The organism is Pararhodobacter aggregans (genome assembly GCF_003075525.1).
Taxonomy (GTDB): Bacteria; Pseudomonadota; Alphaproteobacteria; order Rhodobacterales; family Rhodobacteraceae; genus Pararhodobacter; species Pararhodobacter aggregans.
The window spans coordinates 12,269-37,817 of record NZ_QDDR01000006.1; the positions used below are offsets into that span (position 1 = coordinate 12,269).

General features: G+C 66.8%; 23 protein-coding genes. 14 read left to right on the forward strand and 9 right to left on the reverse strand.

Annotation, left to right across the window (positions count from 1 at the left end):
- Positions 1-23 precede the first annotated feature (23 nt).
- Genes DDE23_RS12090 through bcoG form a run of 4 tightly spaced genes read right to left on the reverse strand, consistent with a single transcriptional unit; the run spans position 24 to position 3,886 of the window.
- On the reverse strand, positions 24-1,187 hold the full coding sequence (locus tag DDE23_RS12090) for an acyl-CoA dehydrogenase family protein (RefSeq protein ID WP_107752010.1): 1,164 nt from the start codon (positions 1,185-1,187) through the stop codon (positions 24-26).
- Positions 1,187-2,653 (reverse strand): carnitine 3-dehydrogenase, encoded by a 1,467-nt coding sequence (locus DDE23_RS12095; protein WP_107752011.1) that lies wholly within the window; start codon positions 2,651-2,653, stop codon positions 1,187-1,189. Before DDE23_RS12095 ends, DDE23_RS12090 begins: the two co-directional genes overlap by 1 nt.
- Before the next feature lie 13 nt (positions 2,654-2,666).
- Positions 2,667-2,981, reverse strand: coding sequence for a hypothetical protein (locus tag DDE23_RS12100; protein ID WP_107752012.1), 315 nt, complete (start codon positions 2,979-2,981; stop codon positions 2,667-2,669).
- Positions 2,978-3,886 carry a 3-dehydrocarnitine:acetyl-CoA trimethylamine transferase BcoG gene (gene bcoG / locus DDE23_RS12105; RefSeq protein ID WP_107752013.1) on the reverse strand — a complete coding sequence of 303 codons (909 nt, stop codon included), beginning with the start codon at positions 3,884-3,886 and terminating at the stop codon, positions 2,978-2,980. The genes DDE23_RS12100 and bcoG overlap by 4 nt, the downstream gene beginning before the upstream one ends.
- Before the next feature lie 69 nt (positions 3,887-3,955).
- Here bcoG and DDE23_RS12110 point away from each other — a divergent pair, with 69 nt between their 5' ends.
- Positions 3,956-4,936 carry a GlxA family transcriptional regulator gene (locus DDE23_RS12110; protein WP_107752014.1) on the forward strand — a complete coding sequence of 327 codons (981 nt, stop codon included), beginning with the start codon at positions 3,956-3,958 and terminating at the stop codon, positions 4,934-4,936.
- Positions 4,937-5,127: 191 nt separating this feature from the next.
- On the opposite strand, the gene tyrS is transcribed toward DDE23_RS12110, so the two are convergent.
- Positions 5,128-6,378, reverse strand: a complete 1,251-nt coding sequence (gene tyrS / locus DDE23_RS12115) for a tyrosine--tRNA ligase (RefSeq protein WP_107752015.1) — start codon at positions 6,376-6,378, stop codon at positions 5,128-5,130.
- A gap of 61 nt (positions 6,379-6,439) precedes the next feature.
- Between tyrS and DDE23_RS12120 the strand changes: the two genes are divergently transcribed.
- Positions 6,440-7,519 (forward strand): anhydro-N-acetylmuramic acid kinase, encoded by a 1,080-nt coding sequence (locus DDE23_RS12120; RefSeq protein ID WP_107752016.1) that lies wholly within the window; start codon positions 6,440-6,442, stop codon positions 7,517-7,519.
- Positions 7,520-7,800: 281 nt separating this feature from the next.
- On the opposite strand, the gene DDE23_RS12125 is transcribed toward DDE23_RS12120, so the two are convergent.
- Entirely contained in the window at positions 7,801-8,394 is a 594-nt protein-coding gene (locus DDE23_RS12125) for a TetR family transcriptional regulator C-terminal domain-containing protein (protein WP_107752017.1), read from the reverse strand.
- Complete coding sequence (locus DDE23_RS12130) at positions 8,391-9,044, reverse strand: TetR/AcrR family transcriptional regulator (RefSeq protein ID WP_107752018.1); 654 nt, start codon at positions 9,042-9,044, stop codon at positions 8,391-8,393. Before DDE23_RS12130 ends, DDE23_RS12125 begins: the two co-directional genes overlap by 4 nt.
- Before the next feature lie 164 nt (positions 9,045-9,208).
- Between DDE23_RS12130 and aptA the strand changes: the two genes are divergently transcribed.
- From aptA to DDE23_RS12190, 12 genes are all read left to right on the forward strand, one after another.
- Positions 9,209-10,537 (forward strand): omega-aminotransferase AptA, encoded by a 1,329-nt coding sequence (aptA, locus tag DDE23_RS12135; protein ID WP_107752019.1) that lies wholly within the window; start codon positions 9,209-9,211, stop codon positions 10,535-10,537.
- 48 nt (positions 10,538-10,585) lie between these two features.
- Positions 10,586-10,942, forward strand: coding sequence for an ACT domain-containing protein (locus tag DDE23_RS12140; protein ID WP_107752259.1), 357 nt, complete (start codon positions 10,586-10,588; stop codon positions 10,940-10,942).
- 12 nt (positions 10,943-10,954) lie between these two features.
- Positions 10,955-12,205: a Zn-dependent hydrolase gene (locus DDE23_RS12145; RefSeq protein ID WP_107752020.1), complete on the forward strand. Its 1,251-nt coding sequence runs from the start codon at positions 10,955-10,957 to the stop codon at positions 12,203-12,205.
- Positions 12,206-12,346: 141 nt separating this feature from the next.
- Complete coding sequence (locus DDE23_RS12150) at positions 12,347-12,670, forward strand: hypothetical protein (protein ID WP_133239550.1); 324 nt, start codon at positions 12,347-12,349, stop codon at positions 12,668-12,670.
- A 16-nt stretch (positions 12,671-12,686) separates the two neighbouring features.
- Positions 12,687-14,141: a dihydropyrimidinase gene (hydA, locus tag DDE23_RS12155; RefSeq protein ID WP_107752022.1), complete on the forward strand. Its 1,455-nt coding sequence runs from the start codon at positions 12,687-12,689 to the stop codon at positions 14,139-14,141.
- The gene (locus DDE23_RS12160; RefSeq protein ID WP_107752023.1) at positions 14,138-14,575 is read left to right on the forward strand and encodes a VOC family protein; all 438 of its coding nucleotides are present in this window, start codon (positions 14,138-14,140) and stop codon (positions 14,573-14,575) included. The genes hydA and DDE23_RS12160 overlap by 4 nt, the downstream gene beginning before the upstream one ends.
- Positions 14,576-14,637: 62 nt before the next feature.
- On the forward strand, positions 14,638-15,405 hold the full coding sequence (locus DDE23_RS12165; protein ID WP_107752260.1) for an ABC transporter ATP-binding protein: 768 nt from the start codon (positions 14,638-14,640) through the stop codon (positions 15,403-15,405).
- 40 nt (positions 15,406-15,445) lie between these two features.
- Positions 15,446-15,967, forward strand: a complete 522-nt coding sequence (locus tag DDE23_RS12170; protein WP_107752024.1) for a hypothetical protein — start codon at positions 15,446-15,448, stop codon at positions 15,965-15,967.
- Positions 15,968-16,013: 46 nt separating this feature from the next.
- A complete protein-coding gene (locus DDE23_RS12175; protein WP_107752025.1) occupies positions 16,014-16,949 on the forward strand; it encodes an ABC transporter permease in 936 nt (311 codons plus the stop codon).
- Between the two features lie 197 nt (positions 16,950-17,146).
- Positions 17,147-18,055: an ABC transporter permease gene (locus DDE23_RS12180; protein WP_107752261.1), complete on the forward strand. Its 909-nt coding sequence runs from the start codon at positions 17,147-17,149 to the stop codon at positions 18,053-18,055.
- A 45-nt stretch (positions 18,056-18,100) separates the two neighbouring features.
- Positions 18,101-19,090: an ABC transporter substrate-binding protein gene (locus DDE23_RS12185; protein ID WP_107752262.1), complete on the forward strand. Its 990-nt coding sequence runs from the start codon at positions 18,101-18,103 to the stop codon at positions 19,088-19,090.
- A gap of 448 nt (positions 19,091-19,538) precedes the next feature.
- Positions 19,539-23,213 (forward strand): vitamin B12-dependent ribonucleotide reductase, encoded by a 3,675-nt coding sequence (locus tag DDE23_RS12190; protein ID WP_107752026.1) that lies wholly within the window; start codon positions 19,539-19,541, stop codon positions 23,211-23,213.
- A 201-nt stretch (positions 23,214-23,414) separates the two neighbouring features.
- On the opposite strand, the gene yghU is transcribed toward DDE23_RS12190, so the two are convergent.
- Both yghU and DDE23_RS12200 read right to left on the reverse strand, forming a co-directional pair.
- Entirely contained in the window at positions 23,415-24,251 is an 837-nt protein-coding gene (gene yghU / locus DDE23_RS12195) for a glutathione-dependent disulfide-bond oxidoreductase (protein WP_107752027.1), read from the reverse strand.
- Between the two features lie 196 nt (positions 24,252-24,447).
- Entirely contained in the window at positions 24,448-25,470 is a 1,023-nt protein-coding gene (locus DDE23_RS12200; protein WP_107752028.1) for an extracellular solute-binding protein, read from the reverse strand.
- Positions 25,471-25,549: the final 79 nt, after the last annotated feature.

Genomic DNA, 25,549 nt, shown 5'->3' on the forward strand with positions numbered 1-25,549 from the left:
GGGCGAGCAGCCCCCCGCCCTGGTCAGCCGCCGACGGCGCGCAGCAATTCCCGGCTGATGATGTGCCGCTGGATCTCGGAGGTGCCTTCCCAGATCCGTTCGACCCGCGCGTCGCGCCAGATCCGCTCCAAAGGCAATTCGTCCATCAACCCCATGCCGCCGTGGATCTGGATCGCCTCGTCGGCGATCATCGCCAGCGCCTCGGTCGCCTTCAGCTTGGCCATGGCCATGTCGGCGTCGGTGACACTGCCCTCGTCGAATTTCCATGCCGCCTCGAAGGTCAGCAGCTCCGCCGCCTTCAGCTCCAGCGCCATGTCCGCCAGCTTGAAACTGACCCCCTGGAACTTGCCGATCTGCTGGCCGAACTGCTTGCGTTGGGCGGCATAGGTCAGCGCGTGTTCCAGCGCCCGGTGGGCCCGCCCGATCGAGGTCGAGGCGACCTGCAACCGCGTCGCCCCCAGCCAGTCATTCGCCACCTCGAAGCCCTTGTGGACCTCGCCCAGGATGTTCTCGGCCGGCACCCGGCAATCGCCGAATTCCAGCACCGAATTGGTGTAGCCCCGGTGCGAGACGTTGCGATAGCCGTCGCGCACGGTGAAACCCTTGGTGCCCTTGTCAACGAAGAAGGCGGTGATCTTCTTCTTCCGGCCGCGCGGCGTCTCTTCCTCGCCCGTGGCCATGAAAGCGATGGTGAAGCCCGCGACATCGGCGTGGCTGATGAAATGCTTGGTGCCGTTCAGCACCCAGTCGCCACCGTCGGGGCGGGCGCTGGCCGTCATCCCGCGCAGATCCGACCCCGCGCCGGGTTCGGTCATGGCGAGGCAATCCCAGGTCTCGCCACGGATGCAGGGCATGAGATACCGCTCGCGCTGCTCGGGCGTGCCAGCGAGCAGGATGTTCGAGGGCCGCGCCACGCAGGTCCAGTGCAGGGCATAATTCGCCCGGCCGAGTTCGCGCTCATAGAGCAGCCAGGACAGGGTATCGAGCCCCGCGCCGCCCAGCTCCTCCGGCATGTTCGCCGCGTAAAGCCCTGCCTCCATGGCCTTTTTCTGCAGCTCGCGGATCAGCTCCATCGGCAGATGGCCGGTCCGTTCGACCAGCGCCTCATGCGGGTACAGCTCGGTCTCGACGAAGGCGCGGGTGGTCTCGACGATCATCCGCTGTTCGTCTGACAATCCGAAATGCATCAGCTTTTCCTCTGTCCGACGTGTCGTCCGGCGGTCTCGGGGCGCGGCAGGGCCTGATGCGCCTCGGCGATGGGCATCAACCGCGCCAGAACCTCGGACGCGGCGGGGCAGGACTTGCCCGCTTTCATGTCGACATGCAGCAGCATCTGCTCGACCGAGGCGACCAGCATGCCCTCCCGCTCGATGCGGATGAACAGATGCAGCCGCTTCTCGTCGGCGCCCAGCACCTGCACGGACCCCGTCAGCCGGTCGCCCAGCTTCGCCTCGCCCGCATGCAGGATGTGGCTCTCGGCGGTGTAATAGCTGTGCCCGCCCGCGACATAGTCCATCCCGGCGCCGATATGACGGAGGAAGGCGTCGCAAGTCTCGGACGAGGCAAAGAGATACCGGCTCTCGGTCATATGGCCGTTGTAGTCGATCCAGCCCGGCAGAACCTGCTGATGCGACAGCACCATGGGCGCGCCCGAGCCGGTAGGATGGGCAATATTGCCCATCCTACGCCGTTCGTCGTGGTCCAGCAGCACCTTTCCCGCACCCCAGTTGCGTTCCTTCAACACCCGCAGGAAGCCGATCAGGTTGCGGTCGCGGATCCGCTCCAGCTCGCGGATCGAGTGATGGCCGGATTGCGCATCCGATTGTCCGGCGATCAGATCGACCAGCTCGTCGTTGAACTCGGGCACGTCCGTCAGCTTGGTCCAGGGCCACTGCAGGCAGGGGCCAAATTGCGCCATGAAATGCTTCATGCCCGCCTCGCCTCCGGCCACGCGGTAGGTCTCGAACAGACCCATCTGGCCCCAGCGCAGCCCGAAACCCATCCGGATCGCCTCGTCGATCTCCTCGGTGGTGGCGATGCCGTCCTTGACCAGCCACAGCGCCTCGCGCCAGACGGCTTCGAGGAAACGGTCGGCGATATGGGCGTCGATCTCTTTCCTGACATGCAGCGGGAACATCCCGATCTCGCGCAGGATTTCCTTTGCCTTTTCAATCGCCTCCGGATCGTTCTTCGGCGATGGCACAACTTCGGCCAGGGGCAGCAGATACACCGGGTTGAACGGATGGGCGACGAAGATCGCGGCCGGGTTCGCGGCATTCTGCTGCAATTCCGAGGGTTTGAAGCCCGAGGTCGACGAACCCAGCAGCGCATCCGGCGCCGATTGCTGGATCTGGGCATAGACCCGGTGCTTCAGGTCCAGCCGTTCCGAGACGGATTCCTGAATATACTCAGCGCCTTCCACGGCATCGTGCACGCTGTCGGCGAAGGTCAGACGTCCCTCGGCAGGCATCGGCACATCGGCCAGTGCGGGCAGCGCGGCGCGGGCATTGGCCAGCACCTCGCCGACCTTGCGGGGCGCTTCCGGGTCGGGGTCATAGACCGCCACATCCCAGCCCGATAGCAGGAAGCGCGCGGCCCAGCCGCCGCCGATGACACCCCCGCCGATGATGGCGGCCTTGCGATTGGTGGTCATGGATGAACTCCGGTCAGTCGACGCAGATCTCGACCGGCTGGCCCGCCTCGTCGAGGAAGGAACGGCAGCCGAAGGGATCGTTGTAAGGGGCACAGGTGCGGCTGGTCGCGTCGCACCACGAGGAGCAGTCAGAGGCGCGGCTGCAGGCCTGACCGGCCTGCGGCGAGCGTTCGGCGCAGAACTCAAGGCCCAGCCGTCCGCCACGCCGGACCTCGCCGCCCGCGGCAATGCACTGGCTGCGGGCAGCGGCGTCGAGGACTCCTTGTCGGGGTTCCTCGCCGGGCGTGCAGGCCGCCAGCAGCAGGATCAGGGCGAGGGCGCGCTTCACAGCGGGGCCCGCTTTTCCAGCTTCAGCCGCGCACGGACCTCGGCCGGGGTGATGACCCGCGCGCCCAGGCCTTCGATAATTCCAACAGCCTTTTCAACAAGTTGCTCATTGGTCGCCAGGACACCCTTGTCGAGCCACAGATTGTCCTCCAGCCCGACGCGCACATTCCCCCCGGCCAGGACCGAGGCTGCGACATAGGGCATCTGGTGGCGTCCCAGCGCGAAGGCCGACCAATGCCAACCGGCGGGCACGTTGTTGACCATGGCCAGGAAGGTGTTCAGATCGTCGGGCGCCCCCCAGGGCACGCCCATGCACAGCTGCACCAGCACCGGGTCGCGGATGATCCCCTCGGCCACCAACTGTTTGGCGAACCACAGATGGCCGGTGTCGAAGGCCTCGATCTCGATCTGCACGCCGCTATCGGTCATGCGCTGCGCCATGTCGCGCAGCATGCCCGGCGTGTTGACCATGACGTAATCGGCCTCGGCAAAGTTCATCGTGCCGCAATCGAGGGTGCAGATCTCGGGCCGGCAGTCGACGACATGGGCCACGCGCTCGGCCGCGCCCGCCATGTCGGATTTCTGCGACATGCGGTTCATCGCCTCGGTCCCGTAGAACAGGAGGTCACCCCCCATCCCGGCCGTCAGGTTCAGCACCACATCGGTCCCCGAATCGCGGATCCGCTCCGTCACTTCGCGGTAGAGCGCGGGGTCGCGGGAAGGGGCGCCGGTCTCGGGGTCGCGGACGTGGCAATGGACCACCGCGGCGCCCGCCTTGGCGGCGTCGATGGCGCTTTCGGCGATCTGCGCCGGGCTGCGCGGCACATGCGGGCTGCGGTCCTGCGTTCCGCCCGAGCCGGTCACGGCACAGGTGATGAAGACCTCGCGATTCATGGTCAAAGGCATGGTTCTCTCCCGTTCTGGGGCCAGCCTAGCAGGCTTGCGGCGCCGAAGTTGGCGGATTACGAAAGAAACATGGCCATTTCCGAAAGCATCTTTGCCCCCACGCCGCAGCCGCTGGATATTGCCGTGCTGGTCCTGCCGCGCGCCTCGATCCTTGAGGTCGCCTCGGTCCTGGACCCGTTGCGGGCGGCGAACCGGCATCTGGGACGGGCGGGTTTTCGCTGGCGCGTGGTCTCGCCCGAGGGCGGGCCGGTGCCGCTGACCTGCGGGATCGAGCTGCCGTCCTCGGGCGGGTTGGCGGCGGCGGAAGGGGCTGAGGTGCTGATCGCCGTCGCGGGCTATTCGCAGGCGGAGGTGGCGACCCGGGCGCTGCTGGCGGGCTTGCGGCGGATGGCGGGCCGGTTCAGGGCCATCGGCGGGGTCGATGCCGGACCCTGGGTGCTGGCGCGCGCGGGGCTTCTGGACGGGCACCGGGCCACCGTCCATTGGGAGGATCTGGAGGATTTCGCCGCCGCCTTTCCGGCCATCGACGTGGTGCCCGACCGGTTCGTGATCTCGCGCAACCGCTTCACCGCGGGCGGCGCCGTGCCCGCCGCCGATCTGATGCTGCATCTGATCGGCAGCCGCTGCGGCGCGGGTGTGGCCGGGCGGGTCGCCGATTCCTTCCTCTATGAGACGCGTGCCGACGGGGCCCGGCCGCAGCGCCCGGGGCTTCTGCCCGGCGCCCGCGATCCGCGCCTTTCCGCGGCGCTGACGCTGATGAGCCAGCATCTCGACGAGCCGCTGGATCTGGCGCTCGTTGCCGGGGCGCAGGGGATCGGTCTGCGGCGGCTGGAGCAGCTGTTCCGCGAGGGGCTGGGGCAGGGGCCGGGGGCGGCCTATCTGGAGCTGCGGCTTCAGGCGGCGCGGCGGATGATGGCCGATACCGCCCATCCGATCCAGGAGATCGCCCTGCGGTGCGGCTTTGCCGACCGGTCGAGCTTCTCACGCGCCTTCCGGCGGCGGTTCGGGCTGGCGCCGAGGGTGTTGCGGGGTGGGAAAGCGGCGGGGTGAATGTCAGATCAATGGCCGGAGCTGACGCGGGCGGGTTGCGCTGCATTGCGGCGTCAAGGGCGACGTTCGCGGGTGCTTCGCCGCGCCGCCTGAGGATAAGTAAGCCGGCCCGATGAGGGGCCGGCTTTTAATAAAGCAAGATCATAATCTTGCAGGCAGATCGTATCGTCAGACGTTAAAATGCCTGACGTTCAATCCAGCGCCACCAGCGCGTGCCGCTTGCGCCCCGCGGTCAGCTTCAGGGGCGAGGTCAGGTCCTCAGCCTTGATGACCAGCCCGGAATCGCTCAGCGCCTCGTCATTCAGACGCGCGCCACCCTCGGCGATCAGCCGCTTGGCATCCTTGCCAGATTTCGCCAGACCCGCGCGGACGAAAAGCTGCACGATGGAGACACCTTCGGCCGCCTCGGCCGCCTCCAGAACGACGCGCGGCAGATCCTCGCCCAGGCCGCCCTCCTCGAAGACCGCCCGCGCTGTCGCCTCGGCCGCCGCCGCGGCTTCCGCCCCGTGGCAGAGCGTCGTCACCTCATTGGCGAGGATGACCTTGGCCGCGTTGATCTCGGACCCGGCCAGCGCGCCCAGCCGGTTGCATTCCTCGACCGGCAGCTCGGTATAGAGCTTGAGGAAACGGCCGACATCGGCGTCGGTGGTGTTGCGCCAGAACTGCCAGAATTCATAGGGGCTGAGCATGTCGCCGTTCAGCCAGACCGCACCACCCTGCGATTTGCCCATTTTGCGGCCGTCCGAGGTGGTCAACAAAGGCGTCGTCAGGCCGAAGATCTGCTCGTCGATCACCCGGCGGGTCAGGTCTATGCCGTTGACGATGTTGCCCCATTGATCGGAGCCCCCCATCTGCAACAGGCAGCCATAGCGGCGCCGAAGCTCCAGGAAATCATAGGCTTGCAGGATCATGTAGTTGAATTCGAGGAAGCTCAGCGATTGCTCGCGGTCGATGCGCGACTTCACCGATTCAAACGACAGCATCCGGTTGACGCTGAAATGTCGCCCGATGTCGCGCAGGAATTCCAGATAGTTCAACCCGTCCAGCCATTCGGCATTGTTGCGCATGATGGCATCGCCCGCGCCCTCGCCATAGGCGAGGTACTTGGCGAAGACCTGCTTCATGCTGTCGATATTGCCGTCGATCGCCTCGGGCGTGAGCAGCGGGCGCTCTTCCGAGCGGAACGAGGGATCGCCCACCTTGGTCGTGCCGCCGCCCATCAGGGTGATCGGCTTGTGCCCGGTCTTCTGGAACCAGCGCAGCAGCATGATGTTCAACAGATGCCCGACATGCAGCGATTTCGCCGTCGCGTCATAGCCGATATAGGCCGGAACCACGCCCTTCAGCAGCGCCTCGTCCAGCCCTTGCAGGTCGGTGCAATCGGCGAGGAAGCCGCGCTCGATGATGATGCGCAGGAAGTCGGATTTCGGTTGGAACGTCATTTCGCTTGTCCTTTGGACGGTCGGGCTGTCTATAGACCGAAGGCCGGGCAAAGGGAAAGCCATGTTGAAGGGCGGCGTGATGCGGGTGCTGGGCACGATGTCGGGGACTTCGCTGGACGGGGTCGATGCGGCGGTGCTGATGACCGACGGGCAGGAGATCCTGGGCTTCGGCGACAGCGCCTATCGGCCCTATACGCCCGGGGAACGCGCCGTGCTGCGCGCCGCGCTGGGGGCCTGGCCGGGCGAGCCCCGGGCCGAGGCCGCGGCCGAGGTGGTCGATCTGGCCCATGCCGAACTGCTGGCCGGGTTCGAGCCGGCGGAACTGGTCGGCTATCACGGCCAGACGCTGGCGCACGAACCGGGCGGGCGGGGTACGCATCAGGCGGGATCCGGGCAGCTCCTGGCCGAGGCGCTGGGCTGGCCGGTGGTCTGGGATTTCCGCTCGACCGATGTGCGGCTGGGCGGGCAGGGCGCGCCGCTCGCGCCCTTCTATCACCACGCGCTGGCCCGCTATCTGCGGCTGCAGGCGCCGGTGGTGTTCCTGAATATCGGCGGCGTGGCGAATGTCACCTGGTGCGATCCGCGGATCCCGGCGCCGGAACACGCCTGCCTCGCCTTCGATTGCGGGCCGGGCAACGCGCCGATGGACGATTATTGCGCCAGGCATCTGGGCTGCGCGCGGGACGAGAACGGCGCCCGCGCCGCCCTCGGCGTGCCGGACGAGGCAAGGCTCGAGGCGTTCGTCGCCCATCCCTTCTTCCGCCGCATCCCGCCCAAATCGCTGGACCGCGCGGCGCCGATGCCCGATGTCACGGGCCTGGGACCCGAGGACGCCTTGGCCACGCTCGCGGCAGGCGTGGCGGCAGGCGTGGCGCTGGCCTTCGAGCATTTCCCCGAAGCCCCGGCCCGGGTGCTGGTCTGCGGCGGCGGGCGACATAATGCGACGCTGATGGCGATGGTGACGGCGGGCTGCGACTGCCCGGTCGAACCGGTCGAGGCCGCGGGGCTCGACGGCGACATGATCGAGGCCCAGGCCTTCGCCTATCTGGCGGCACGGGTGGCGAGGGGCCTGCCGACCTCGGCCCCGGGCACGACGGGGGTGGTGGCGCCTGTCGGGGGCGGCACGCTCAGCCAGCCCTGACGGGGGAGGGGTTTCGCCCTCGTTGCCCGCTGCCGCGGGCACCTCGGGCGACCAGCGGCGCGGCTTCGCCGCGCCGAAACAGAAAGGGGGGCCGTCTGCCCCCCTCTGCCCTGCGGGCATTCACCCCCCGAGGATATTTGAGGAACAAAGAAGGCGGCTTAATGCCCTCTTAACCTTCATCTTTGTTCTCTAAATATCCTCGGGGGTTTCCAAAGGGGGCCCGAGGGTCCCCTTTGGCGGGGGGCGCGGGGGGCTGGCCCCCCGCATGTTCCAGCCCGGCCTCAGGGTTTCAGCAGCCGCTCGAACAGCGTCTCCAGGAAGGCATCCGCCCCCTCCATCGGGTCGGCGCCGTCGCGGATCATGCGGATCTGGGCGTCGAAATCGGCGTAATGCTGGGTCAGGGCCCAGATCGAGAAGATCAGGTGGTAGGGATCGACCGGGGCCAGTTGGCCCGCGGCGATCCAGCGGCGGATCAGTGCCGCGCTTTCATCGACCAGTTTCTTCAGGTCGCCGCCGATCTGGTCACCGAGGCGCGGCGCGCCCTGCAGCACCTCATTGGCGAAGAGCCTGCTTTCGCGGGGAAATTCCCGCGACATCTGCAGTTTGCGGCGCATATAGGCCAGGATCTCGGCCTTGCCGTTGCCGTCGGGGTTCAGGGCGCGCAGGGGTTCCAGCCAGACATCGAGCAGATCGTCCAGGAGCGCCCGGTGCATCGCCTCCTTGCTGTCGAAATAATAGAGCAGGTTCGGTTTCGACAGCCCCGCCACCCCGGCGATCTGGTCGAGTGTCGCCCCACGAAAGCCCTGCGCCGAAAAGACGTCGAGCGCCGCGTCGAGGATCTTGCGGCGGTTGCGTCGCTGGATGCGGGTGGTCATCGCGGCGCGCCCGGGTCGAGGCCGATGCCGCGCAGGACGATCCCGCAGACCGTCTCGGTCGCGTCCTGCCATTGCGCGTCGGTCAGCGGGCCGCGGTTCAGTGTCTCCACCTGATGGGCGAAATCGGCGTAATGCTGGGTCGTGGCCCATATCATGTAGAGCAGCCATTTGGGGTCGATGGCGGCAATCCGTCCTTCGGCGATCCAGCGGCGGATCACCGCGACCCGGGTCTCGGTCCAGGCCTGCAGCGTGGTTTCCAGATAATCCTGGATGATCGGCGCGCCGTGCATCACCTCATTGGCCCAGACCTTGGAGCCCGAGCGGTAATCGCGCGACAGCAGCATCTTGCGGGCGATGTAGCGGCGCAGCGCGATCTCGGGCTCGGCCTCGGTGTCGAAACTGTCGGCCGCTTCCAGCCAGATCATGAAGATCCGCTCGACCACCCGGCGATAGAGCTTTTCCTTGGAGGCAAAGTAGTAATGCAGGTTCGCCTTGGGCAATCCGCAGGCGTCGGCGATGGCCTGCATCGTCGCGCCGCCGAAGCCCGCTTCGGCGAAGACGACCTCGGCCGCGTCGAGAATGGCGCGCTCGGTCTCCTCGCGCATTTCGGCGCGAGTGCCCGATTTTTCAGCGCTCTCGGTCTGGGCCATGCGTGCCCCGTCCCCCGTCCTGAACCCGCCCCCAAGAGACCTTGACTGGTTGGTCAGGTCTGCTAGCGTCGTTTCTGACCCCCGCCTTTCGTGGCCGGGTTCCAGCGAGAATAGGCCCGCGCCAGCGCCGTGACAACCCGGCCCGCCCGCCATCGGAGAGACAGATGAGCCTCGATCATCCCAAGACCCCCAACGACCTCAGCGCCTTCTGGATGCCGTTCACGGCAAACCGCCAGTTCAAGCAGGCGCCGCGCATGCTGGTCGCCTCGCAGGACATGCATTACACCAGCCATGACGGCCGCCAGATCCTGGACGGAACGGCGGGGCTGTGGTGCTGCAACGCGGGCCATTGCCGGCCGAAGATCGTCGAGGCGATCCAGAAATCCGCGGCCGAACTCGATTACGCGCCCGCCTTCCAGATGGGCCACCCGATGGCTTTCGAGTTGGCCAGCCGCCTTGTCGACATGTCGCCGGAGGGCTTCGATCATGTCTTCTTCACCAACTCGGGGTCGGAATCCGTCGACACCGCGCTGAAGATCGCGCTGGCCTATCACCGGGCTAGGGGCGAGGGATCGCGGACCCGCCTCATCGGCCGCGAGAAGGGCTATCACGGCGTCGGTTTCGGCGGGATTTCCGTCGGCGGTCTGGTCAACAACCGCCGGGTCTTCGGCACGCTGCTCAATGGCACCGACCATCTGAGCCACACCTATCTGCCCGACCAGAACCGCTGGGCCAAGGGTCAGCCGGAGCATGGCGAGACCCTCGCCGACGAGTTGGAGCGCATGGTCGCGCTGCATGGCGCCGACACCATCGCGGCGGTGATCGTCGAGCCGGTGGCGGGCTCGGCCGGTGTGATCCTGCCGCCCAAGGGCTATCTGGAGAAGCTGCGCGCGATCACCAAGAAGCACGGCATCCTGTTGATTTTCGATGAGGTCATCACCGGCTTCGGCCGCCTCGGCGCGCCTTTTGCGGCGGATTATTTCGGCGTGATGCCCGACATGATGACCACGGCCAAGGGCCTGACCTCGGGCACGGTGCCGATGGGCGCGGTCTTCGTCACCGGGGCGGTGCATGACACGTTCATGACCGGACCCGAACATATGATCGAGCTGTTCCACGGCTATACCTATTCCGGTTCGCCCATCGCCTGCGCCGCGGGCATCGCCACGCAGGAACTCTACCGCGAGGAAGGGCTCTTCCAGCGCTGCGCCGATATCGCGCCCTATTGGGAAGAGGCGTTGCATTCGCTGAAGGGCGCGCGGCATGTGATCGACATCCGCAACCTCGGGCTGATTGGCGCCATCGAACTGGAACCGATCGCCGGTGAGCCGACCAAGCGCGCCTTCACCGCCTTCCTCAAGGCCTATGAGAAGGGGATCCTGATCCGCACGACCGGCGACATCATCGCCATGTCGCCGCCCCTGATCATCGAGAAAGAGCATATCGACCAGCTGATCGGCACCATCAAGGACGTGCTGGACACGCTGGACTGAGGCGGCAACCCGGTGGCGGCGGCGGAGATCATACGCGACGGGGCCGAGATGGTCCGCCGGATGCGCCCCGAACGGGTCGCCGGGCGCTATGTCTTCCGCAGCCTCTCGGCCGCCGATCTGGCGGCGCGCCTGCCCGAGATCCGGGGCTTCTTTGTCGAGGGCGAAGGGCCCTCGGCCATCCTGCCCGCGGCGCCCGGCGACCCGGACGCCATGGCGCAGATCACCCTGCAGGTGCATTCGGCGCTGGATGGCGTCGGACTGACGGCGGCTGTATCGGGCGCGCTGGCGGCTCGGGGCATCCCCTGCAACATGGTGGCAGCGCTGCACCATGACCATCTGTTCGTGCCCGAAGACCGGGCCGAGGCCGCTCTGGCCGTGCTGACGGCGCTGGCGGCAGAGAGTTAGAAGGACCTGACGATGAGTGCTCCCGGCGAAAACCTCCGCATCAACCCGGACCGGCTCTGGGACAGCCTGATGGAGATGGCCCGGATCGGCCCGGGCGTCGCGGGCGGCAACAACCGCCAGACCCTGACCGACGAGGATGGCGAGGGGCGGCATCTGTTCCAGCGCTGGTGCGAGGCGGCGGGGATGAACATGGGCGTCGACCAGATCGGCAACATGTTCGCGACCCGCGCAGGCACGGACCCGGACGCCGCGCCGGTCTACATGGGCTCGCATCTGGATACCCAGCCGACGGGCGGCAAGTATGACGGGGTGCTGGGGGTTCTGGGCGCGCTGGAAGCGGTGCGCACGATGAACGATCTGGGCATCAAGACCAAGCATCCCATCGTCGTGGTCAACTGGACCAACGAGGAGGGGACACGCTTTGCCCCAGCCATGCTGGCGTCCGGGGTCTTCGCCGGGCGGCACAGTCTCGACTGGGCGCTGGACCGGGTGGATGCCAAGGGCAAGCGGTTCGGGGATGAGCTGGAGCGGATCGGTTGGAAAGGGTCCGAGGAGGTTGGCGCGCGCAAGATCCATGCGCTTTTTGAGCTGCATATCGAGCAGGGCCCGATCCTGGAGGCCGAGGGCAAGGATATCGGCGTCGTCACCCATGGGCAGGGGCTCAGGTGGATCGAATGCACGGTGACCGGCAAGGACAGCCACACCGGCTCGACCCCCATGCCGATGCGCAAGAACGCAGGGCGCGGGCTGGCGCTGCTGACCGAGCTGGTGCACGAGATCGCCATGAAGCACCAGCCGGGCGCGGTGGGGGCGATCGGGCATATCGACGTCTATCCCAATTCGCGCAACGTCATTCCCGGCAAGGTGGTGTTCACGGTCGATTTCCGCTCGCATCTGCCCGAGGTGCTGCACGGGATGGTGGACGAGTTCAACGCCCGCGCCCCGGGGATCTGCGAGGGGATCGGCGTCGGCTTCGAGTCGCAGATCGTCGGCCAGTTCGAGCCGCCGGCTTTTGATGTGGATTGCGTGGGCCGGGTCCGCGCGGCGGCCGAGCGGCTGGGCTATAGCCACATGGATATCATCTCGGGTGCCGGGCACGACGCCTGCTGGATCAACGATCTGGCGCCGACGGCGATGATCATGTGCCCCTGCGTCGACGGGCTGTCGCACAACGAGGCCGAGGAGATTTCAAAGGACTGGGCCGCGGCCGGGACCGATGTGCTGCTGCACGCGGTGCTGGAGACGGCGGAGGTGGTCAGCTGACGGGGCAGCAGCCCCAGACAACGTAAAGGGGGGGGCCAGCCCCCAGAGACACAAAGGGCGGGGGGCCAGCCCCCCGCGCCCCCCGCTCAAGGGGGTTTTCCACCCCCTTGAGAAACCCCCGAGGATATTTCTGGAACAAAGATGGGGCAGAGGGACGAGGATATGGCGGCGCGGATCGGGGCGCTGGTCGAGGCCGAGATCGCGGGCTTCGATGCGTCCTCGCGCGCGGGGGCGATGACCTTGCAGGATTTCCAGGCGCGGCGGGTGAAGCGGCACCGGGCGGTGACGGTGAATTTCTCGGGCGGGATCACCCAGACCTGCTGGACGGTCTGCCGCTCGGACGGGTGTTATTCGGTCCTCTATGTCCCCCGCGCGGCATGTTTCGCGCTCTGCGTGGACAGCGATTTCGGACCTTTGGATATCGGCGTGCACGGGCGGGCGCTCGATTGTTTCGCCAGCGTATGAAGCAACAGGAGAGAGCATGAGCACCGTCATCAAGAACGGCACCATCGTCACCGCGGATCTGACCTACAAGGCCGATGTGCTGGTGGAGGGCGGCGTCATCACCGCCATCGGCGCGGGGCTGAAGGGCGACACCGACCTGGACGCGACCGGCTGCTATGTCATGCCGGGCGGGATCGACCCGCATACCCATCTGGAAATGCCCTTCATGGGCACCTATTCCAGCGATGATTTCGAGAGCGGGACGCGGGCCGCGCTGGCCGGTGGCACCACCATGGTGGTCGATTTCGCGCTGCCGAGCCCGGGGCAGGGGCTGCTCGACGCGCTGCAGATGTGGGACAACAAATCGACCCGGGCCAATTGCGACTATTCTTTCCACATGGCGGTGACCTGGTGGGGCGAGCAGGTCTTCAACGAGATGGAGAGCGTGGTCAAGGACCGCGGCATCAACACCTTCAAGCATTTCATGGCCTACAAGGGCGCGCTGATGGTGAATGACGACGAGATGTATGCCTCGTTCCAGCGGCTGGCGGAGCTGGGCGGGATCGCCATGGTCCATGCCGAGAACGGCGATATCGTCGCCGAGATGACCGCCAAGCTGCTGGCGGCGGGCAATACCGGGCCCGAGGCGCATGCCTATTCGCGCCCCTCCCAGGTCGAGGGCGAGGCGACCAACCGCGCCATCATGATCGCCGATATGGCGGGGGTGCCGCTTTACGTCGTGCATACCTCCTGCGAGGAGGCGCATGAGGCGATCCGGCGGGCCAAGCAGAACGGCAAGCGGGTCTGGGGCGAGCCCCTGATCCAGCACCTGACGCTCGATGAGAGCGAGTATTTCAACGCCGACTGGGACCATGCGGCGCGGCGCGTCATGTCGCCGCCCTTCCGCAACAAGAAGCATCAGGACAGCCTCTGGGCCGGGTTGCAGGCGGGCACGCTGAGCGTGGTGGCGACCGACCATTGCGCCTTTACCACCGATCAGAAGCGCTATGGGATCGGCGATTTCTCGAAGATCCCCAACGGGACCGGCGGGCTGGAGGACCGGATGCCGATGCTCTGGACCCAGGGCGTGAACACCGGACGGATCACGATGAATGAATTCGTCGCCGTCACCTCGACCAATATCGCCAAGATCATGAACATGTACCCGAAGAAGGGCGCGGTTCTGGTCGGCGCGGATGCGGATCTGGTGGTCTGGGACCCGGCCAAGGAGAAGACGATCAGCGCGGGGTCGCAGCAATCCTCCATTGATTACAACGTCTTCGAAGGCCAGCACGTCAAGGGTCTGCCGCGCTTCACCCTGACGCGGGGCAGGGTCGCGGTGCATGACGGCGAGATCCGCACCGAGGAGGGCCATGGTAAATTCGTCAAGCGCGAGGCCAATGGCCCGGTCAACCGCGCGTTGTCGAGCTGGAAGGAACTGACCGCGCCGCGGCCGGTGGAGCGGTCGGGCATCCCGGCGACGGGGGTATGAGCGTGGCGGAACGGACAGCGCCGGTTCCGGGCGGCGTCATGGAGGCGGCGCTCTATGTCGATGACCTCGAGGCGACCGAGCGTTTCTACGCCGGGATCCTCGGACTGCCGGTGGTGCTGAAACAGCCGGGGCGGCATGTGTTCTTCCGCGCGGGCAGCACCATCGTGCTGACCTTCCTGGCCGAAGCCAGCCGCGTGGCGGTGCCGGGTGCCGCGCTGCCTGTGCCGGTCCATGGGGCCGAGGGGGCGGGGCATCTGTGCTTTGCCGCCAGCGCCGAGGAGCTTGACGCCTGGGTCGCGCATCTGCGGGCCGAGGGGCAGGTGATCGAGGCGGATTTCCACTGGCCCAACGGCGCCAGGTCCATCTATCTTCGTGATCCGGCGGGCAATTCCATCGAGTTCGCCGAGCGGAAACTCTGGGAGACACCTGCGTGAGCGACACAGCCGCCGCCCTTGCCGAGACGCCCGCCGCCGCGCGCGCCGGCGAGGGCCAGCCAGTGATCGAGGCCCGGGGCCTCAACCTGACCTTCCACACCAATGATGGCCCGGTCCATGCGCTGAAGGACGTGGACCTGACCATCGGCAAGGGGGAATTCGTCAGCTTCATCGGCCCGTCGGGCTGCGGCAAGACCACGCTTTTGCGGGCGATTGCCGATCTGGAGCATCCGACCGGCGGCAGTCTGACCGTCAACGGCATGAGCCCCGAGGCGGCGCGCAAGGCGCGGGCCTATGGCTATGTGTTCCAGGCGGCGGGGCTTTATCCCTGGCGGACCATCGAGGGCAATGTCCGGCTGCCCCTGCAGATCATGGGCTATTCCCGGGCCGAGCAGGCCGAACGCGCCCGCAAGGTGCTGGAGCTGGTCGAACTCAGCGGGTTCGAGCGCAAGTTTCCCTGGCAGCTGTCGGGCGGCATGCAGCAGCGGGCCTCGATTGCCCGGGCGCTGGCCTTCGACGCCGATATCCTGCTGATGGACGAGCCCTTCGGCGCGCTCGACGAGATCGTGCGCGACCGGCTGAACGAGGAATTGCTGAAGCTCTGGGCGCGGACCGGCAAGACCATCGGCTTTGTCACCCATTCGATCCCCGAGGCGGTGTATCTGTCGACCAAGATCGTCGTCATGTCGCCGCGCCCCGGGCGCATCACCGATGTGATCGACTCGACCCTGCCGGCCGAGCGCCCGCTGGAGATCCGCGACACGCCCGAGTTCATCGCCATCGCCCATCGCGTCCGCGAGGGGCTCAGGGCGGGATACGAGGACAGCTGACGACCAAAAGACTGACAACAAAAAGAACGAGGGACCTATCATGAAGATCATCACGCAAGGCCTTGTCCTGTCGGGATTGCTGGCTGTGTCGGCAGGCGTGGCGCAGGCTGTCGTGCCCCCGGGGGCGACCCAGGGCGGGCGCTCGGGCGAGCTGATCGCCATGGCGACGCTCTTGCCGATGTCCGAGGACGAATTCACCGCCGCCCAGGCCGCCGGTGGCGCCCGGATCGCGCCGCTGGACGGCACCGCGCCCGGTGAGACGCTGTTCTTCGGCCTGTTCGCGGCGGGGTTCTCGCTCAGGGACGGGGCGGTCGACATGCATTGCCGGGTGACGCTGGCCACGCCTGATGGCTGGCGTCAGCAGGTCTCGGATGCGCCCTGCGCGCGGGGCGAGTTCGACGCCTCGCCGCGCGACGCCTATCTCCTGCTGGGCTTTGACTTCGCCGTGCCGGGCGCCCTGGCTGGCCGCCAGCTGATCGTCACCGCCGAGGTGGTGGACGAGGTGACCGGCGCCAGCGTGCCGCTGGCGGTGGCCGCGACCATCGACCGGGTGAGCGAGTGACCACAGGCCGCATTCATCCGAAGGCCGGGGCGGGGAGGGCGCGCGCATGAGCCGGTCGCTTCCCGTGCTGACCGTCACCGCGGTGCTGATCGCGCTCTGGTATCTGGCGGTGATCCCGATGAACGCGACCTGGGAATACGACCAGGCGCGGCGGGCGGGAACCGAGTTGCCCTTCACCGAGATGGTCGCCCGCACCATGGCGCAGGAGCGCCCCGTCCTGCCCGCGCCGCACCAGGTGGTGATCGGGCTTTACCAGCAGACCGTGGGCTGCGACGCGGTGGGGCGGCGGATGTGCCGCGAGACGACGCCCCTGACCGTGCAGGGTTTCGGGCAGCGGGTGGTGGCGGCCTTCACCTCGAACCGCAGCCTCGTCTACCACGCCGGGGTCACGCTCAGCGCCACGATGCTGGGCTTCCTGATCGGCACCGGCGGCGGCATCCTGCTGGCCATCGGCATCGTCTATAACCGGGCCATGGACGCCTCGGTCATGCCCTGGGCCATCGCCAGCCAGACCATTCCGATCATCGCGCTGGCGCCGATGATTATCGTCGTGCTGAATTCGGTGGGGATCTCGGGGCTGGTGCCCAAGGCGATCATTGCCGCCTATCTCAGCTTCTTCCCGGTGGTCGTCGGCATGGTGAAGGGGTTGCGCTCGCCCGATGCGATGCAGATGGACCAGATGAAGACCTGGTCGGCCACGGGGGCGCAGGTCTTCGCGCGGCTCCGGCTGCCGATGTCGATGCCCTATCTCTTTGCCTCGCTGAAGGTGGGCATCGCCGCGGCGCTGGTCGGCACCATCGTCGGCGAGCTGCCGGTGCAGGAGGGGGGGCTTGGCGTGCGGCTGCTGTCGGGCAGCTATTACGGGCAGACGATACAGATCTGGGCCGCGCTCTTTGCCGCGGCGATCCTGGCGGCGGGGCTGGTGGGCATCGTCGGGCTGATCGAGCGGCGGGTGCTGGCGCGCATGGGGATGAAGCGATGAACGGGCTGATGCAGGGGCAGGGCGCCTGGATCCGGCTGGGCTTTGGCGCCGCGGTGCTGGCCGCCTGCTGGCTTCCCCGCGCCGCCGGGGGGGCGGAGCCCGGTGTGCTGACGCTGGTCGCGCTCACCGTGGCGCTGGCGCTCTCGGTCCTGGTGCCGGGCGTGGCGCTGGCGGGCCGGGCGGTGCTGTTGCTGGCGATGGGCGGGGCGCTGGGCGTCGCCGGGGTCGGGCTCGCCTTCGGGCAGACCGGGGCCGAGGCGCAGGGCTTCTGGGCCGCCGCCATCGCCCTCTGGCTCGGCGCCTGGCTGCTGGTCGCGCTGGTCGCGGATCTGCCGCGGCGGGGCGGGGTCTGGGGGCTGATCGCGCCGCTGGTCTTCGGCGCGACGATCCTCTGGGCCTGGGAAACGGTGGTGCGGGCACTCGACGTACCGCGGGTGATCCTGCCCGCGCCCTCCGAGATCGCCGCCCGCCTCGCCACCTCGAGCGAGACGCTCTGGATCGACATGCTCCAGACCTTCGGCCGGGGGGCGCTGGCGGGCTATGCCATCGGCTGCGGTTCGGCCTTCCTGTTCGCGCTGGTCGTCGACCGCTACCCGTTCCTCAAGCGCGGCCTGCTGCCGGTGGGCAATTTCCTGGCGGCGCTGCCGATCATCGGCACGGCGCCGATTTTCGTCATGTGGTTCGGTTTCGACTGGCCGTCGAAGGCGGCGGTGGTGGTGGCGATGGTCTTCTTCCCGATGCTGGTGAACACCGTCCAGGGCCTCACCGCGACCGAGGCGATGCAGCGCGACCTGATGCACACCTATTCGGCCAGCTGGGGGCAGACGCTGATCCGCCTGCGCCTGCCTGCCGCCATGCCCTTCATCTTCAACGGGCTGAAAATCTGTGCAACGCTGGCGCTGATCGGGGCCATCGTCGCCGAGTTCTTCGGTTCGCCCACCTATGGCATGGGCTTTCGTATCTCGACCGAGGTCGGGCGCTTGTCGCTGGACATGGTCTGGGCAGAAATCGCCGTGGCTGCGGCCCTGGGGTCGGCGTTCTACGGCGTCTGGGCTCTGCTCGAACGGCAGGTGACCTTCTGGCACCCGTCGCAGCGCGGCAGATAAATCCGGCCCCTGGAAGGGCCGGCCAACAAGGAGGTTGAACGAATGATGAAGTATGGATGGGCCGGGTTGGCCGCGGCGCTGGGGATGACGGCCGGCATGGCCTCGGCCCAGGATGCGGTGACGCTGCAGCTGAAATGGGTCACGCAGGGCCAGTTCGCAGGCTATTACGTCGCCCTCGACAACGGCTATTACGAAGAGGAAGGCCTCGACGTGACGATCCGCCCCGGCGGCCCCGACATCGCGCCGGTGCAGGTGCTGATGGGCGGCGGCGCCGATGTGATGGTCGACTGGATGCCGTCCGCGCTGGCCGCGCGCGAGCAGGGGGCGCCGGTGGTGAACATCGCCCAGCCGGTGATCCGCTCGGGCCTGATGCTGGTCTGCTGGGCCGATGCGGGCATCGCCACGCCCGAGGATTTCCGCGGCCACAAGATCGGCACCTGGTTCTTCGGCAACGAGATCCCGCTGCTGAACTGGCTGTCGCAGCTGGGCATTCCCACCACCGGCGGCGAGGACGGGGCCGAGATCCTGCGCATCGGCTTCAACGTCGATCCGCTGCTGCAGCGTCAGGCCGATTGCGTCACCGCGATGACCTATAACGAATACTGGCAGGTGATCGACGCGGGCGTCACGCCCGAGCAGATCGTCGTCTTCCGCTACGAGGATTACGGCGTCGCCACGCTGGAGGACGGCCTGTGGGTCAATGAGGCGAATCTCTCGGACCCGGCCTTCGTCGAGCGCATGGCCCGATTCGTCCGCGCCTCGATGCGCGGCTGGGAATGGGCGCTGGCCAACCCCGAGGCCGCGGCCGAGATGGTGCTCGACCATGACGAGACCGGCGCGCAGACGCTGGAGCATCAGGTCCGCATGGTCCGCGAAATGGCGGCGCTGACTGAAGGATCGACCGGCGTTCTGGACGAGGCGGCCTATCAGCGCACCGTCGACACGCTGTTGGGCGGCGGCTCGGATCCGGTCATCACCCGGGCGCCGGAAGGGGCCTTCACCCATGCCGTGACCGACGCCGCGACGATGGAATAAGCGGCGGCGAACCGTCTGCTGTCACCTTACGGACACACTGGCCGGGCCCCCCTCAGGGCCCGGCCTTTTCATCTGACATCTCAAGACAGAGTGCCAAGTGGGCCGGATTCCTGACATTCCCTGAGCATCCGGGAATGAGTCGGTGCATCCCTGGTAGGCGCTCGCAGGGTCAAGCACAAAATCCTGTGGAAGTCGTGAAGATTGCCATTGACCAGACCCCGCCAAATACGTCAGATTGTGTGGGCCGACAACAGGGCCACTAGATATAGTAAGGCTCGACGAGGCAGGGACAGACAGGCAGAATCACAGGCACCTCTCACGATATCGGGGTGAACGGCGCGCTTCGGGTGCGGCGGAAGCGAATCTGCGGGAGTTCCGGCCAAGCGACCGCGTGATGTGATGCACGCCCTCGTTGTCTTTGAAACATAGGGACAAAGGGGACAGGTCCATGAAGATCGAGCGGAAATTCACCACCGACGGGCAGGACGCCTATGCGGCGCTTTCGTTCACCACCACGGTGTCCGAGATTCGCAACCCCGACGGCAAGATCGTCTTCCGCAACGATCAGGTCGAAGTCCCCGAAGGCTGGTCGCAGGTCGCCTCGGACGTGATCGCGCAGAAGTACTTCCGCAAGGCCGGTGTCCCCGCCCGCCTGAAGAAGGTCGCCGAGAAGGGCGTTCCCGACTTCCTGTGGCGCTCGATCCCCGATGACAAGGCGCTGGCCGATCTCCCCGAATCGGAGCGTTTCACCGGCGAGACCTCGGCCAAGCAGGTGTTCGACCGTCTGGCGGGCGCCTGGGCCTATTGGGGCTGGAAGGGCGGCTATTTCACCACCGAGGGTGACGCGCAGGCCTATTACGACGAGATGCGCGTGATGCTGGCCCGGCAGATGGCCGCGCCGAACTCGCCGCAATGGTTCAACACCGGTTTGCATTGGGCCTATGGCATCGACGGCCCGTCGCAGGGCCACTTCTACGTCGACCCCTTCACCCACAAGCTGGTGAAGTCGAAGTCGTCCTACGAGCATCCGCAGCCCCACGCCTGCTTCATCCAGTCGGTTTCCGACGATCTGGTGAACGAGGGCGGGATCATGGACCTCTGGGTCCGCGAGGCGCGTCTGTTCAAATACGGCTCCGGCACCGGCACCAACTTTTCCAGCCTGCGCGCGGAAGGCGAGAAGCTCTCGGGCGGCGGCAAGTCCTCGGGCCTGATGGGTTTCCTCAAGATCGGCGACCGCGCGGCGGGCGCGATCAAGTCGGGCGGCACCACGCGCCGCGCGGCGAAGATGGTGATCATCGACATGGATCACCCCGATATCGAGGATTTCATCAACTGGAAGGTCATCGAGGAGCAGAAAGTCGCCTCGCTGGTGGCCGGGTCCAAGGCGCATGAAGCCCGCCTGAACGAGATCTTCGCGGCGATCCGCGAATGGGACGGCTCGTCGGAAGACGCGGTCGATCCGTCGAAGAACCCGTCGCTGAAGGCCGCGATCCGCTCGGCCAAGAAGGCGATGATCCCCGACACCTATACCAACCGCGTGCTGCAATACGCCAAGCAGGGCTATACCTCGATCGAATTCCCGACCTACGACACGGATTGGGATTCGGAAGCCTATGTCTCGGTCTCGGGCCAGAACTCGAACAACTCGGTCCGCGTGACCGACGCCTTCCTCAAGGCCGTCAAAGACGACGCCCCCTGGGAGCTGGTGCGCCGCACCGATGGCAAGGTCGCCAAGACCGTCTCGGCCCGCGAGCTCTGGGATCAGGTCGGCCACGCCGCCTGGGCCTGCGCCGACCCGGGGATCCAGTTCCACGACACGGTCAACGCCTGGCACACCTGCCCGGCCGATGGCCCGATCCGCGGCTCGAACCCCTGCTCGGAATACATGTTCCTCGATGACACGGCCTGCAACCTGGCCTCGATGAACCTGCTGAAATTCTTCGAGAACGGCAAATTCGACGCCGAGGGCTATATCCACGCCACCCGCCTGTGGACCGTGACGCTGGAAATCAGCGTGATGATGGCGCAATTCCCGTCGAAGGAAATCGCGCAGCGCAGCTACGATTACCGGACCCTCGGCCTCGGCTATGCCAACATCGGCGGTCTGCTGATGAACATGGGGCTGGGCTATGACAGCGATCAGGGCCGCGCCATGGCCGGTGCCCTGACCGCGCTGATGACCGGCATCTCCTATGCCACCTCGGCCGAGATGGCGGCCGAACTCGGCGCCTTCCCGGGCTATGCCCGCAACCGCGAGCATATGCTGCGCGTCATCCGCAACCACCGCCGCGCCGCGCAGGGCCTGACCGATTTCGAGGGCGTGAACGTCAACCCGGTGCTGCTGGACGCGGCCAATTGCCCCGATGCCACGCTGGTGGCGCTGGCCCGCAACGCCTGGGACGAGGCGCTGGCCCTGGGCGAGGCGCATGGCTACCGCAACGCGCAATCCACCGTCATCGCGCCGACCGGCACCATCGGTCTGGTCATGGATTGCGACACGACCGGCATCGAGCCCGATTTCGCGCTGGTGAAGTTCAAGAAGCTGGCCGGCGGCGGCTATTTCAAGATCATCAACCAATCGGTTCCGGCCGCGCTGGCGAAACTGGGCTACAAGCCCAGCCAGATCGAGGAGATCGTCGCCTATGCCGTGGGTCACGGCACCATCGGCCAGGCGCCCGGCATCAACCACACGGCGCTGATCGGCCACGGCTTCGGCCCGGCCGAGATCAAGAAGGTCGAGGCGGCGCTCGCCACCGCCTTCGACATCCGCTTCGTCTTCAACCAGTGGACGCTTGGCGAGGAATTCTGCCGCGAGACGCTGGGTATCCCGCAGGCGAAGCTGAACGACCCCTCGTTCGACCTGCTCAAGCACCTCGGCTTCACCAAGCAGCAGGTCGAGGCCGCTAACGATCACGTCCTCGGCACGATGACGCTGGAAGGCGCGCCGCATCTGAAGGCCGAGCATTACGCGATCTTCGATTGCGCCAATGCCTGCGGCAAGAAGGGCACGCGCTACCTGTCGGTGGACAGCCACATCCGCATGATGGCCGCCGCGCAGTCGTTCATCTCGGGCGCCATCTCCAAGACGATCAACATGCCGAACACGGCGACGATCGAAGAGACGCTGGCCGCCTATGAACTCAGCTGGTCGCTGGGCATCAAGGCGAACGCGCTTTACCGCGACGGCTCGAAACTGTCGCAGCCGCTGGCCTCGGCGCTGATCGAGGACGACGAGGAGGCCGAGGAAATCCTCGCCACCGGCTCGAACCAGGAGAAAGCCGCGCTGATCGCCGAGAAGATCGTCGAGAAGATCATCGTCAAGGAAATCGCCCGCGGCCGCGAGAAGCTGCCCGAGCGCCGCAAGGGCTATACCCAGAAGGCCATCGTCGGCGGACACAAGGTCTATCTGCGGACCGGCGAATACGGCGACGGGCGTCTGGGCGAGATCTTCATCGACATGCACAAGGAAGGCGCGGGCTTCCGGGCGATGATGAACAACTTCGCCATCGCGGTCTCGGTCGGTCTGCAATACGGCGTGCCGCTGGAGGAATTCGTCGACGCCTTCACCTTCACCCGGTTTGAACCCGCGGGCATGGTGCAGGGCAACGAGGCGGTGAAGAATGCCACCTCGATCCTGGACTATATCTTCCGCGAACTGGCGATCTCGTATCTGGACCGCACGGATCTGGCGCATGTGAAGCCCTCGGGCGCGTCCTTCGACGACCTCGGCTCGGGCGACAAGGAAGGCCAGAAGAACGTGAGCCCGGTGTCGGATGACGCCGCCTCGCGCGGGCTGGAAGTGCTGCGGCAGATCTCCTCGACCGGGTATCTGCGCAAGCGCCTGCCGCAGGAGCTGATCGTGCTGCAGGGCGGCACGGCGCATGTGGCGCGCACCGCCGACGGCTCGGTCCCGCAGGCGATCCCGCCCTTGGGCGGCGTGGCCGTGGCGGCCCGGGTCGAGACCTCGGTCGAGGCGGTGTCCATCGGCATGGACGCCCGCACCAAGGCCAAGATGCAGGGCTACGAGGGCGATCCCTGCGGCGAATGCGGCAATTACACGCTGGTCCGCAACGGCACCTGCATGAAGTGCAACACCTGCGGCTCGACCTCGGGCTGTAGCTGAGGCGATTGCGACAGGACGACGAAAGGGCCGGGGGAAACCCCGGCCCTTTGGTTTGGAGGAAGCGGCGGGAGGCGCGCTCCCGCCCGCCCACCCCGCGCGCCTCCCGCCGCGGAGAGGGCAGCGCGGGGTGGCGGCGCCCCGGGGGTTTCACACCCCCGGACCCCCGTGGGATATTTGCAGCGCAAAGAAGGGCAGGGCGCCTCAGTCGAGGTCGGCGGCCGAATGGCGGTTCTTCACCGCGTCGGGTGCGTCGCCCGGCTTGTTGACCCGCTTGCCGCGGATCACCGCCGGGCGCGCGGCGATGTCTTTCGCCCAGCGGATGACGTTCTCGTATTGCTGCACCGACAGGAACTCGCCCGCGTTATAGGCGCCGCCTTCGACGAGGCGCCCGTACCAGGGGTAGATGGCGATATCGGCGATGGAATAGGCCTCGCCCGCGATGAAGGGGCGGTCGGCCAGTGCCTTGTCCAGCACGTCGAGCTGGCGCTTCACCTCCATGGCGAAGCGGTTGATCGGGTATTCCCATTTCTCGGGCGCATAGGCGTAGAAATGGCCGAAACCACCGCCCAGATAGGGCGCCGCGCCCATCTGCCAGAAGACCCAGTTCATCACCTCGGTCCGCGCGGGGCCGGTGGCGGGCAGGAACTCGCCGAACTTCTCGGCCAGATGGAAGAGGATCGAGGCGCTTTCGAAGACCCGCACCGGCTCGGCGCCCGAACGGTCCATCAGGGCCGGGATCTTGGAATTGGGGTTCACCGCGACGAAGCCCGAACCGAACTGGTCGCCTTCACCGATGTCGATCAGCCAGGCGTCGTATTCTGCGCCCTTGTGGCCTTTGGCCAGCAGCTCCTCCAGCATGATCGTCACCTTGACGCCATTGGGGGTGCCCAGGGAATAAAGCTGGAAAGGATGCTCGCCGACCGGCAGCTCCTTGTCATGGGTCGGGCCGGAAACGGGGCGGTTGATCGAGGCGAAACGCCCGCCGCTCTCCTTGTCCCAGGTCCAGACTTTCGGGGGAATATAGGGCGCGCTGCTCATCGTGGATCCTCTTGCTACGGATCAGACGAACCTGAACCCGTGAAGCAAAAGGTCAACCCCGATACGGGCTTCTTTGTTCTTCAAATATCTTCGGGGGTTTCCAAAGGGGGCCCGAGGGTCCCCTTTGGCGAGGGGGTGCGGGGGGCGAGCAGCCCCCCGCTGGCGGTCGCCCGAAGGCGACAGCCGAGGGCGAAACTTACGGGAAGCCGACGCGGTCGAAGATGTCGGTCGCCAGGGCCGCGTTGAGCCCATAGACCGAGACGTTCACGCCCGAGTTGCGGAACTCGGTGAAGGGCGCGACGGGGCCGTGGATCTCGACGCCCGGGACGATCGGGAATTCGTTGTTCGAATCGGCGAAGATGGCCTGCGCTTCATCCGAGACCAGGTATTCCAGGAAGCGGATCGCGTTCTCGCGGTTGGGCGCACCGGCGACGACACCGGCGCCCGAGATGTTCACATGCGCGCCACGGCCCGGCTCGGCCTCGGTCCCCTGGTTGGGATAGAAGAACTCAACCGCCTCGGCCACGGCGCGGTCGTCGGGGTTCTCCGACGCGGCCAGCGCCCCCCAGTAATAGGTGTTCGACACCGCCACCGAGCATTCGCCCGCCGCCAGCGCCCGCAGCTGGTCGCGGTCGCCGCCCTGCGGCGCGCGGGCGAGGTTGGCGTTGACGCCCGCCGCCCATTCCTCGGCCGCCTCGGCGCCCAGCACCTCGATCAGTTCGGCCATCAGCGAGACGTTGTAGACGTTGCTGGACGAGCGGATGCAGATCTCGCCCGCCAGGCGCGGGTCGGCCAGATCCTCGTAATCGTCCAGCCAGTCGGGGCGCTCACCCGTGCGGGTAAAGATCACCCGGGCGCGGGACGAGAGGCCGAACCACAGATTGTCGGGGTGCTGGAAATTGGCGGGAACACGCTCTTCCAGCACGGCGCTTTCGATCGGCTGGAAGATCCCTGCCTCGACCGCGCGGTGCAGGCGCCCGCCGTCGACGGTGACGAAGATATCGGCCGGGGAATTCGCGCCTTCGGTGCGGATCCGCTCCATCAGCTGCTCGCCCTCACCCTCGATGAGGTTGATGCGGATCCCCGTCGCGGCGGTAAAGTTCTCGTAGAGCCTGAGGTCGGTGTCATAGTGACGGGACGAGTACAGGTTGATTTCCTGCGCCAGCGCGGGGCTGGCGAGCGCGGCGATCAGGCCGAGCGCGGTGAGGGAACGGAACATGGAAACCTCCGGTTTTTGAGGCCTGCCTGGGCCACGCAAGCGCGGCGGGGGTTGGCGTTGACGGCGCTTCTCTACCGGA